The following is a 1251-nucleotide window of genomic DNA, read 5'->3' as shown; positions in this document are numbered from 1 at the left end:
CGACCAGGGTCCAGCTCTCCTTCAACAGCCGGGCGAAGTTCTCCACCGGGGCACGCTCCTTCTCCTGACGGGCGGATCGGCTCCCACAGAATCTCATGGTCCGGCCGCGCAGGAAACCGACCAGGGTCATGCCGGCCTCCTCGGCCAGCTCGGCGGCGAGGGTGCTGGGCGCGGAGACCGCCGCGAGCATCGGCACCCCGGCCATCCAGGCCTTCTGGGTCAGCTCGAAGCTCGCCCGCCCGGAGACCAGCAGCAGGTGGCCGGCAAGTGGCAGCCGGCGCTCCCGGACGGCCCAGCCCACCACCTTGTCCACCGCGTTGTGTCGGCCGACGTCCTCGCGCAGCACCACCAGTTCCCCGTCGGGAGAGAAGAGCCCGGCAGCGTGCAGGCCGCCGGTCCGGTCGAAGGCGCGTTGCGCGGCGCGCAGCCGGTCCGGCAGCTCGGCGAGCACCTTGGCGGGCACGTGCAGCGGGTCCTCGCGGACCGCGAAGCGCGACCGGGTCCGCACCGACTCGATGCTCGCCTTGCCGCACACCCCGCACGAGCTGGTCGTGTAGAAGTTGCGGGCCGGGTCGGTGGTCGGCTCCGGCACACCGGGGGCGAGCACCACGTCCACCACGTTGTAGGTGTTCGGGGTCTCCGTGCCGGCACAGAGCTGCGCGGTGTGCACGTCGTCGGCGGACCGGATCAGCCCCTCGGTGAGCAGGAAACCGATCGCCAGGTCCAAATCGTCGCCGGGGGTACGCATGGTCACCGCGAGCGGCTTCCGCCGGGCGGGGCCGGCCGGGCCGACCCTGATCTCCAGTGGTTCCTCCACCGCCAGGATGTCCTGCCGTCGTACCCGGTCGCGTCCGTCGGCCGCCGCGTCGAGGTCGATCCGGAGCACGCCGCGCCGGTCAGTCGCCCGTCCCATCCCGCCATCCTGCCCCGCGAGGCCGGCCACCCGCACGGCGACGCCCGCCGCACCCCGCGAACGGCCCGCCCCGCCTGGTCGTCGAGGGCGGATCGCGGCAGGACGGGGTTTCCCCGGGCCGGGAGACACCGAGTCGCCGCAACCCGTCGGCCCACGGGGTGCTTCGGGCCCGGGGTTACCGTGGCCCTGTGACGGCGTACGCGGCGGTGGTGCTCTCCGGGGGTGCGGCCCGTCGGATGGGCGGCGTGGACAAGCCGGCGCGCCCGGTCGGCGGTCGCCCGATGCTGCACCGGGTGCTGGCGGCGGTCGCCGACGCCGACCAGCGGCTCGTGGTCGGC

2 protein-coding genes are annotated in these 1251 nt (G+C 74.4%); one reads left to right on the top strand and one right to left on the bottom strand.

The window, feature by feature from the left end:
- A partial coding sequence (gene fdhD / locus ACWEVO_RS36700) for a formate dehydrogenase accessory sulfurtransferase FdhD (RefSeq protein ID WP_452311975.1) occupies positions 1–913 on the bottom strand: 913 nt, incomplete at its 3' end.
- A gap of 74 nt (positions 914–987) precedes the next feature.
- Between fdhD and ACWEVO_RS36695 the strand changes: the two genes are divergently transcribed.
- Positions 988–1251, top strand: a 264-nt coding sequence (locus ACWEVO_RS36695; protein ID WP_452311976.1) for an NTP transferase domain-containing protein, incomplete at its 3' end; no start/stop codon positions are given.

The sequence above is a fragment of the Micromonospora sp. NPDC003776 genome (assembly GCF_053605645.1).
Note: the sequence above shows the minus strand (reverse complement) of the source record. Positions and strands in the feature narration are given on the sequence as shown.